At 38.5% G+C, this 7,566-nt stretch carries 12 protein-coding genes and 2 tRNA genes; 10 read left to right on the top strand and 4 right to left on the bottom strand.

Translation table 11 applies throughout. The annotated features are described in order from the left end of the window. The first annotated feature begins 79 nt into the window (after positions 1–79). The 3 genes from SST62_RS0101825 (at position 80) to SST62_RS0101815 (ending at position 1,469) form a co-directional block, all read left to right on the top strand. Positions 80–640, top strand: a complete 561-nt coding sequence (locus SST62_RS0101825) for a site-specific integrase (protein WP_029186082.1) — start codon at positions 80–82, stop codon at positions 638–640. 178 nt (positions 641–818) lie between these two features. Next, the gene (locus tag SST62_RS0101820) at positions 819–1,091 is read left to right on the top strand and encodes a hypothetical protein (RefSeq protein WP_029186081.1); all 273 of its coding nucleotides are present in this window, start codon (positions 819–821) and stop codon (positions 1,089–1,091) included. Between the two features lie 9 nt (positions 1,092–1,100). After that, positions 1,101–1,469 carry a DUF1492 domain-containing protein gene (locus SST62_RS0101815; RefSeq protein WP_029186080.1) on the top strand — a complete coding sequence of 123 codons (369 nt, stop codon included), beginning with the start codon at positions 1,101–1,103 and terminating at the stop codon, positions 1,467–1,469. Between the two features lie 14 nt (positions 1,470–1,483). On the opposite strand, the gene SST62_RS0101810 is transcribed toward SST62_RS0101815, so the two are convergent. From SST62_RS0101810 to SST62_RS1000000112985, 4 genes are all read right to left on the bottom strand, one after another. Further along, a complete protein-coding gene (locus tag SST62_RS0101810; protein WP_029186079.1) occupies positions 1,484–2,068 on the bottom strand; it encodes a hypothetical protein in 585 nt (194 codons plus the stop codon). Between the two features lie 54 nt (positions 2,069–2,122). Next, positions 2,123–2,542 carry a hypothetical protein gene (locus SST62_RS0101805; RefSeq protein WP_029186078.1) on the bottom strand — a complete coding sequence of 140 codons (420 nt, stop codon included), beginning with the start codon at positions 2,540–2,542 and terminating at the stop codon, positions 2,123–2,125. Positions 2,543–2,705: 163 nt separating this feature from the next. Further along, positions 2,706–2,930 carry a hypothetical protein gene (locus SST62_RS0101800; RefSeq protein WP_029186077.1) on the bottom strand — a complete coding sequence of 75 codons (225 nt, stop codon included), beginning with the start codon at positions 2,928–2,930 and terminating at the stop codon, positions 2,706–2,708. A 67-nt stretch (positions 2,931–2,997) separates the two neighbouring features. Next, positions 2,998–3,120 (bottom strand): hypothetical protein, encoded by a 123-nt coding sequence (locus tag SST62_RS1000000112985; protein ID WP_266577825.1) that lies wholly within the window; start codon positions 3,118–3,120, stop codon positions 2,998–3,000. A gap of 255 nt (positions 3,121–3,375) precedes the next feature. On the opposite strand from SST62_RS1000000112985, the gene SST62_RS0101790 reads away from it, so the two are divergent. The 7 genes from SST62_RS0101790 to SST62_RS0101755 all read left to right on the top strand — a co-directional run bounded on the left by SST62_RS0101790 (position 3,376) and on the right by SST62_RS0101755 (position 7,498). Next, a complete protein-coding gene (locus SST62_RS0101790) occupies positions 3,376–3,651 on the top strand; it encodes an HNH endonuclease (protein WP_029186076.1) in 276 nt (91 codons plus the stop codon). Between the two features lie 184 nt (positions 3,652–3,835). Beyond that, a complete protein-coding gene (locus SST62_RS0101785) occupies positions 3,836–4,153 on the top strand; it encodes a P27 family phage terminase small subunit (protein ID WP_029186075.1) in 318 nt (105 codons plus the stop codon). 13 nt (positions 4,154–4,166) lie between these two features. Beyond that, the gene (locus tag SST62_RS0101780; protein ID WP_029186074.1) at positions 4,167–5,897 is read left to right on the top strand and encodes a terminase large subunit domain-containing protein; all 1,731 of its coding nucleotides are present in this window, start codon (positions 4,167–4,169) and stop codon (positions 5,895–5,897) included. Position 5,898: 1 nt separating this feature from the next. Beyond that, positions 5,899–6,135, top strand: a complete 237-nt coding sequence (locus SST62_RS0101775; RefSeq protein WP_029186073.1) for a hypothetical protein — start codon at positions 5,899–5,901, stop codon at positions 6,133–6,135. A 30-nt stretch (positions 6,136–6,165) separates the two neighbouring features. Next, positions 6,166–6,402: a hypothetical protein gene (locus SST62_RS0101770; protein WP_194283581.1), complete on the top strand. Its 237-nt coding sequence runs from the start codon at positions 6,166–6,168 to the stop codon at positions 6,400–6,402. Positions 6,403–7,349: 947 nt separating this feature from the next. Then, positions 7,350–7,422: transfer RNA gene (locus SST62_RS0101760), tRNA-Phe, on the top strand. A 5-nt stretch (positions 7,423–7,427) separates the two neighbouring features. Further along, a tRNA-Trp gene (locus tag SST62_RS0101755) sits at positions 7,428–7,498 on the top strand. The last annotated feature ends 68 nt before the right edge of the window (positions 7,499–7,566 follow it).

The raw sequence follows: 7,566 nt of genomic DNA, 5'->3' as shown, positions 1-7,566 counted from the left end.
GTCAAGTTAACATTATTACACTCATTAAAAATTTGGGATTGAAAAATCCCCATAAACTTATTTTACGAGGAGGAATGCAATGAAAACTGTTGAGCCGATACGAGATAAGGACGACATTGAGCGGATGAAGGATTTTATGGAAAGTTGGAATCCGAGGAATTTTCTGCTCTTTGTCTTTGGGTTAAATTCAGGATTGCGAATCAGCGATTTGTTAAAATTAAAGGTTCGAGAGGTGTTAGATACACATGTAGTCATAATTGAGCAAAAGACTGGTAAACCGAAGCAATTTTATATTAATGATTATTTGAGGAAACAGATTGATAAATATATCAAAGCTAAAGGTTTAAAACCATATGACTATCTTTTTGAAAGCAACAAGAGAGATAAAGATGGGAAGAAACGTCCGATTGGTAGAGAACAGGCTTGGAAAATCCTTAATAAGTGCGCTAAAGCTTGTGGTCTAAAAAGGATTGGTACTCATTCGCTCAGAAAATCGTTTGGATATCATATGTATAAGAAAGACCAGAATGTGGCTCTACTGATGGAAATTTTCAACCATGCTTCACCAGACATTACTTTGCGATACATTGGTATTAACCAAGACGAAAAAGATAAAGCAATGGCTGGATTTAGCCTATAATTTTTTTAAAAAAAGTGATAAAAAGAAACATATTGGAAAAATGTTGCATTGTATTTTTGCAAAATAACTTTGAAGCCTTGCAGAATATGGCGATTGAGCCTATTTATCAAAAGGAAACAGAATATAAGATATGTTGCTTTTTTGAGGGTGATTTTTTGAATTAGTTGGAGGAAACCAAATGAGGAAATCCGAAGATTATTTTTGGGAATTTATGGAATCTTGTATAGTGGCCTATAAATTAGTATTTGGAAATCCGTTTAAAGACAGCAGACAACAACTGACTGCTGAAGACTTTCAAAAAATGAGTCACATAATTGCAAAGAATCTTGAAGAAACTGAAAAAGAGATAAAATTACATCAAGAATTTCGAAAAAGGTTTAATATCCAAACTCGCAGTTTTGATGATATTAAGACAGAGCATCTGTTACTTTCGAAAAAACAAAAATTGTAGGAGGGCTTGATGAATATTGAGCAAAGATTGAAAAAATTAAAGCATCATGAGATACTTGTACGCTCTAAGCAACGCGAGCGTAATGTAGTCGGTAGTATGATTTCAGGATTTAAGGGAGAGATGATTGAGAAAGCAAAAAAACGCTGCAAAGATATAGATCATGAGATTAGCCGATTACATGACGAACGTGAAACATTAGTTCAAGCCATCGATAAGCTAGACGATCCGGTGGAATCGATTGTTTTGAGACTTTACTATGTAGATGACAAACCGTGGAACGTAATCGCCTATGATATGAATTGCAGCATTCGAACCCTTCAAAATATCAAGCGGTCGGCAATCCGCTCTTTGAATAAAAAAATAAACCAAGTCGATTGACTTGGTTTTTAATGTCAGTTAATTTCTAATGCATGTTGAACGCTGTCAAAATTGGAATAATCAGCCAATTCCCATGCTGTACGGTAGATTGTATCATCGGTCAATGTGTCGATTTCTTGATCTAGCAAGATTTTAGCTAGCTGTTTGAAAATTGATTTATTATCTAGCAAGCCTTTGTAATAAGCATTCAAAGCGACGGCTAAGCCAGGCAATCCTATTTCTTGAGCATCGTCTAAATCAAAATGTTCAATAGCAGCAATAAGGGCATCTGTAGCATTAGCGAATGATTTGTTAAAAAGTGTAACTGTCATGGTGTTTTCCTCTTTCTGTTGGTTGTAGTGTTTGCTGATTAGTCCGTAAATGGTGCCTTGTCTGATTGGGGTTGGCAGCTCGCTGACAAGCTTAAAGGTGTTATCACTAAGCCAATCTTTAGGGACGATTTTGTAGTAATATTTGGTTTCGCCCCTGAAGGTTTCTGAATAGTAAGCTAAACAGAATCTTTCAGAGTCAAAATTTTTTAATGTTTCTTTGTTTGTAATCCAATCACTGATCAAGATACCTGTATTTTCAAACTGTTTAACTTTATTATAATTTGCCATGATATTTCCTCTTTCTGTTTCGATAAATCGAGTCGCCGTTGAGACGGCTCTGGTTTAATGTGCTTCAAGTGTTGCCAAGCCGTAAGCGAGGTCATACACGTTTTTGAATTGGTTGCAGAAGTGGAAGCTGTCAGCCCCTTGGATGGCGTAGCTTCCGCTGAAACCGTTTGAACCTGCTGAAGCTGTCAGAACATACTCACCGAACTCTTTGCTGACTTCTTTGCCTGCTTTGATTTCTTCGAGTAATTGACTAGCTTCAGCTATTTTTGAATTTACTAATTCCTCAAATACATCCATGTCATATTCCACATCATAGATGCTGATGCCTAGCTCTTTTTGAAGGAGCTTCGCTACTTGGTGGCAACTGATTGACAAATCTTTGATAGTGATATAGCCGTCTCTAGCGGAAATTTTTTGAGTTTTGAAGCCGTTGTTTTTCAAGACTTGTTTGATTTCTTTAGCTGTGTGTTTCATGATGTACCTTCTTTCTTTTTTGAGGTACGCTAAAAAAGCGTACTTGACTAGACCAAGCACGCATGATACAATAGTGGTATCTTGCTACTTGGTTCTACTTGGTAGTGAGTGGAGTGACTTGTAACAACTCGGATTGGCGTTTGACTTGTTACAGGTCTTTTTTTTATTTGTCTTTATTATATTCCACTTGGAAAGTATTGTCAATAGTTTTTTTTATTTTTTTTTCTAAAAGATTTAAACCATCAAAAATCGCTTGCCGTCTGGTGCTTTGATTAGCTTCAGCTAGTTCAGTCAGATAGTTGTAATCTTCAATTCTTAAGTCTAGTGTTATCTGTTTTCGTTCGGTTCGTCCTTTCGGTCTACCTCGTGGGCGTTTCGGTTCTTGCATTTTCCTGCTCCTTATGTTATACTTATGCCAAGGGTAGAGACTGGGAAGTTTCCCAATCTCTGAGGAATTAGAAGAAGTGTAGTGCTATTTCTATGAGTACGATGATAATATCTACAATCACGGCCATGATTGTGATTTTATCACTCATAGATAATGTGCTACGCTTTTTCTTCTTGGCACGTCTTGCCATTTCCTCACCCCCTTTCTACCCATGGCATCGTTCAGGGGGATTTTTTTGTAAGCTCCTGAACTAGCTTACGAGACTATTATATTCCACTTGGAAAATAATGTCAAGCATTTTTATAAAAAAATTTAAAAAAATTTTTCGAATCGCTCAGAAACCGCATAAAATCAATGTTTTAGCCCAATAATTTTTTTTGATAATATCAAACTTTTGCGCAAATTTACCAAATTTGCGCTTTTTTTGCGCTCTAATAGTAGAAAGATGAAATCAAATCCATTTTATAAAACGTACAAATGGCAACAGAAAAGGCTTGAAGCGCTAAAGAGAGATAAGTATAGATGTGTTTGGTGCTATCAAGCTGGCAAGCTGACAACAACTAGACTAGAAGTTGACCACATAGAAGAACTAGAAAAGAATCCAGATAAAGCGCTAGACCTAACAAACCTTCGAACCTTGTGTAAAGACTGTCATAATAAGCGCCACAATCGGTTCAAATCAAGTAAAAAGAAATGGAATGATGAGCAATTCGAATGGTAAATTGACATAGTTGTAAACGTTAACGCGAAACGTTCGGAAATTCCATACGCAAACACCCCCCCGGTCGAAAAAAAGTGGTGATTTTACCCAAGCTCCCAGACCGGCGGCCAGTTTTCTGACCAAAAATTGGGGTATGCGTGCGTAATTAGGGGAGGGGGTAAATAACAAAAAAAGGAGTTGACTAATGAAAATTGGCGAATTAAAAAATGAGCTTATGAGTCTCATAAATATGGATAGTCAAATTGAAGTTGAAAAGGTTGAGCGCTATCTGAATTTGGTCAAAATTTACAAAGAATTAGACAAGACTTTGAAAAAAGATGGCTACATGATTGTAGTGAAAAATGGAGCTCAAAGTTTTCTAAAAGCAAACTCTGCTATTGGGGAAAAAGTCAAGATTAATCAGGCTTTGATAAAGCTCGGTGAGTTTTTTGACAAGAAGCAAGAGGAACGAGATGCGGCCTCAAAAAATACAAATTTTGCTGATCCGAATGAGTTCTTGTAGGCGGTGATGGCATGTGATTAAGTATGTGCAAGATTACATAGATGAATATGAGTCAGGGACGATTTTATTCAACCAAGAACGTGTCGATTTAGTTGCTTATATTTATCGTGAAATCGTTCCGAGGTTAGACAAAAAAGAGGTCTATTTTGATGAAAAAATGATAGAAAATTGTATCAAATTCATCGAAAAATGGTTCTTTAAGCTCGAAAATTTTCAAAAATTTATCATTTCTTTTGTATTTTTAAGGTACTCAGCCAATGATAGGAATGTTTATAAAACTATCTTGATTATGATGGGGCGCGGAGGTGGTAAGAATGGTCTGGTTTCTGGGATTATTGCTTTTCTGCTCAGCCCTTTTCATGGGATTAAAAATTATAATGTTTCTCTGGTTGCGAACTCGGAAGACCAGGCGAAGACGAGTTTCGAAGAGATTTACAATACTATTGAGTCAAATCCTAAGTTAAAAGAAATTTATTACAATACAAAGTCTGAAATCAAGTCTCTTCATACCAATAGTGTCATGCGGTTTCGTACTTCGAATGGTAACACCAAGGATGGGTTGCGTGATGGTATGGTGGTGTTTGATGAGATTCATCAGTATGAGTCCAATAAGGATGTTCGTGTCCACAAGTCTGGTCTTGGTAAGGTTAAAAATTCTCGTGAGTTCTATATTGGTACAGATGGGTATGTTCGTGAGGGGTTCATCGATAGTATGAAGGAGAAGGCTAGGAAGGTTCTGAGTGGTGAGGCTCGCTGGAACTCGATGTTTGTCTTTATTTGTAAGATTGATGAAGAGAAGGAGGTGGATGATAAGGAGAAGTGGCAAAAGGCTAATCCTATGTTCCATCGTCCGATGAGCGAGTATGCTGAAGAGTTGTTTGATGTGGTCTGTGAGCAGTATGATGAGATGATTGAGGATCCGTCAAACCGTGAGGAGTTCATGACGAAGAGGATGGATTTTCCTGTCATGGATACTGAGCGTAGTGTGGCGACTCATGAGGAACTGGTGGCGACTAAGCGTGATTTCCCTGATTTGAGGGATGAGATTTGCATCGGTGGCTTGGACTATGCTGCGGTTCGTGACTTTGCTGCAGTCGGGTTGTTGTTCAAGGTCGGTGATGACTATGTGTGGTTGTGTCATTCGTTTGTGCGGAAGGAGTTCGTTGATACTTACTATGGGTATTCTCGTCCGAAAGATTCTGTTAATGGGAAGCGTCAATTTGCTCCGATTAAGAAATGGGAGGATGAGGGCTTGTTGACAGTTATTGATGAGCCGACTATTAATCCTAGGTATGTGGTTGATTGGTTCGTGCGGATGAGGGATGAATATGGCTATGACTTGCAACGGATTGTGGCTGATAACTATAAAATGGATCTTCTGAAGCCTTTCTTTGAGAAAGAGGGGTTTGAGGTTCAGTTTAAGGGGGAATTTGAGGCTCCAGCTGGTTATCAGGTCGAAGTTTTACGGAATCCGAAGGCTAGTGATAGTTTGGTTGCTCCTAAAATTGAGACTGCTTTTGCGCGGCATAATGTTATCTTTGGTAAGAATGACATGATGCGGTGGTATACGAATAATGTGCTTAGGAAGTTAAAGCCTGATGGCAATGTTGTCTATGATAAGAAGGAGGATACGAGGCGTAAGACGGATGGTTTTAAGGCGTTTCAGTATGCCATGTGGCGTTCAGGCCAGCTGGATATTGAAGTTGATTTGGAATTTTATAACGATGTAATGGAGTGGTATTGAGATGATAAAAAAAGATGAAAAATTTTGTGGTCGACCTATTCACAAAATACATGTTTCGGAAGGGAGTTCTGGAAAATCTATTGAACTTATGGTTGATTTCAAAGGTCAGAATTTGCAGGATATTGTTGAACTTATGCATGAGAGTTATTTGGGTTTTAAGTATGAAGAGGATTTTTATGATTGTGTTGGCTTTTATAAGAATCCAGAAAGCGATTTTGTTTTGTTTTATTTTGCTTAATAGAAAGCGAGGAATGTTATGAATAAACGCATGAAGAAGAAATACAAGCCTATCAAAGAGTTATGGGATTGTTTGGAATGGTTCGGCTTTAGGTTGAATAGGCATAGTACTAGGTTGGACGGCATTGATAATCGTCTGGATAATCTGGAAGGTATTCATTCAGTCAATGTTCAGGCCATCAACCAGAAGTTTGAAGATTATGATAAGCAAATTAAAATTCTGGAACGTGAAATCAAGCGTCTTAAAAAGCCATTTTGGAAACGTTGAGGAGGTGATTACTCATCTTGACTGGTAGGAAAGACTACTTATAACCGTGTCAATGGGGGCACGGTTATTTTTTTTTGCTTTTTTTAAAGTTTTGCGCATTTTTACCATTTTTGCACTTTTTGTTTGAGAAGATATAGGCGTTTAAGGGTACCAGGAAGAGATATTTGTTATTTTTGCGTCAATATTTTTTTTGATGAACACTGTCTTTTTTAATCGAACCTGGTATCAATTCTGTTAGGGCTTAGCCTAGATAATCCGTGGCGACACGGGAAAGCTTTGATTCGGTTGTATCAATCTTAGCGCCAGCAATGGTCATTCTAAGCAATCCAATCCTTATGGTATCAGTTTGGTATCAGTGTATGAAGTCAAAGCGTTTTGCCAGAGCCAATCGGTGAGGTGCTACGTCGGTAGTGCGTGAGACGAATGCATAGGAGGAAGGAGCTACTTTAGTTCGAGGGTCGCGCCGAGAGCGGGTGGTATGTCAATGGTTTGTGGGTTGACTACCCATGGGGTGTTGATGAGTCTGAGTGCTGCTAACACGAGGATAAAGGTAGGCGTTGCGCATTTTGTTCTCCAAAAGGGGATGAAACGCATGGCAATGCACGTCTACGATACGACTAGGGAAATATGTATGTGTTATATGATTCAACAAAAACATTATTTAAAAGCGAAAGTCATTGCCCGTCACAAATGGAAAGTGTACTTCGGTAGCTAGGCTACCCGCTCAAATCTCGCAAGGATGAGAGTGAAGTCGAAGAGTAAAGCAGCTTAGTCCTTTAGCGGGGGTTTCGTTAATTGAAAAACGGCTTAGTAGTTTGTGACGTAAGGGGTGGTTGGTCTAACCAACCGTGCATGATTGGTACTGGGAGGGATTCCAGTGGATAAGCAATTAAACAATAAGGTTGCGAAAGTCAATCGTTTAGACGTGTAATCTCAGCGTTTTTTTGGGGAACATAGCTCAGTTGGTAGAGCAACGGATTGAAGCTCCGTGTGTCGCAGGTTCGAGTCCTGCTGTTCCCGTTTTTAGGTCTTTGGTGTAGTGGTAACATGGCAAGTTCCAACCTTGTTGTCGTGGGTTCGATTCCTACAAGGTCTGTAAATTTGTGGTGCTGAGAGGAGCATTGTGAGACTTTCTAAGTCTTTTTAATGACTAGTATTGCACGA

The sequence above is a fragment of the Streptococcus suis YS56 genome (assembly GCF_000440115.1).
Taxonomy (GTDB): domain Bacteria; phylum Bacillota; class Bacilli; order Lactobacillales; family Streptococcaceae; genus Streptococcus; species Streptococcus suis_L.
This window is presented reverse-complemented; position numbering and strand designations above follow the sequence as displayed.

Excerpts from the sequence above, each read along its gene's own strand:
- SST62_RS0101825 (WP_029186082.1), top strand. The coding sequence starts at position 80 with ATGAAAACTGTTGAGCCGATACGAGATAAGGACGACATTGAGCGGATG.
- SST62_RS0101800 (WP_029186077.1), bottom strand. The coding sequence starts at position 2,930 with ATGCAAGAACCGAAACGCCCACGAGGTAGACCGAAAGGACGAACCGAA.
- SST62_RS0101770 (WP_194283581.1), top strand. The coding sequence starts at position 6,166 with ATGAAGAAGAAATACAAGCCTATCAAAGAGTTATGGGATTGTTTGGAA.
- SST62_RS0101815 (WP_029186080.1), top strand. The coding sequence starts at position 1,101 with ATGAATATTGAGCAAAGATTGAAAAAATTAAAGCATCATGAGATACTT.
- SST62_RS0101805 (WP_029186078.1), bottom strand. The coding sequence starts at position 2,542 with ATGAAACACACAGCTAAAGAAATCAAACAAGTCTTGAAAAACAACGGC.
- SST62_RS0101775 (WP_029186073.1), top strand. The coding sequence starts at position 5,899 with ATGATAAAAAAAGATGAAAAATTTTGTGGTCGACCTATTCACAAAATA.
- SST62_RS0101810 (WP_029186079.1), bottom strand. The coding sequence starts at position 2,068 with ATGGCAAATTATAATAAAGTTAAACAGTTTGAAAATACAGGTATCTTG.
- SST62_RS0101820 (WP_029186081.1), top strand. The coding sequence starts at position 819 with ATGAGGAAATCCGAAGATTATTTTTGGGAATTTATGGAATCTTGTATA.
- SST62_RS1000000112985 (WP_266577825.1), bottom strand. The coding sequence starts at position 3,120 with ATGGCAAGACGTGCCAAGAAGAAAAAGCGTAGCACATTATCTATGAGT.
- SST62_RS0101785 (WP_029186075.1), top strand. The coding sequence starts at position 3,836 with ATGAAAATTGGCGAATTAAAAAATGAGCTTATGAGTCTCATAAATATG.
- SST62_RS0101790 (WP_029186076.1), top strand. The coding sequence starts at position 3,376 with ATGAAATCAAATCCATTTTATAAAACGTACAAATGGCAACAGAAAAGG.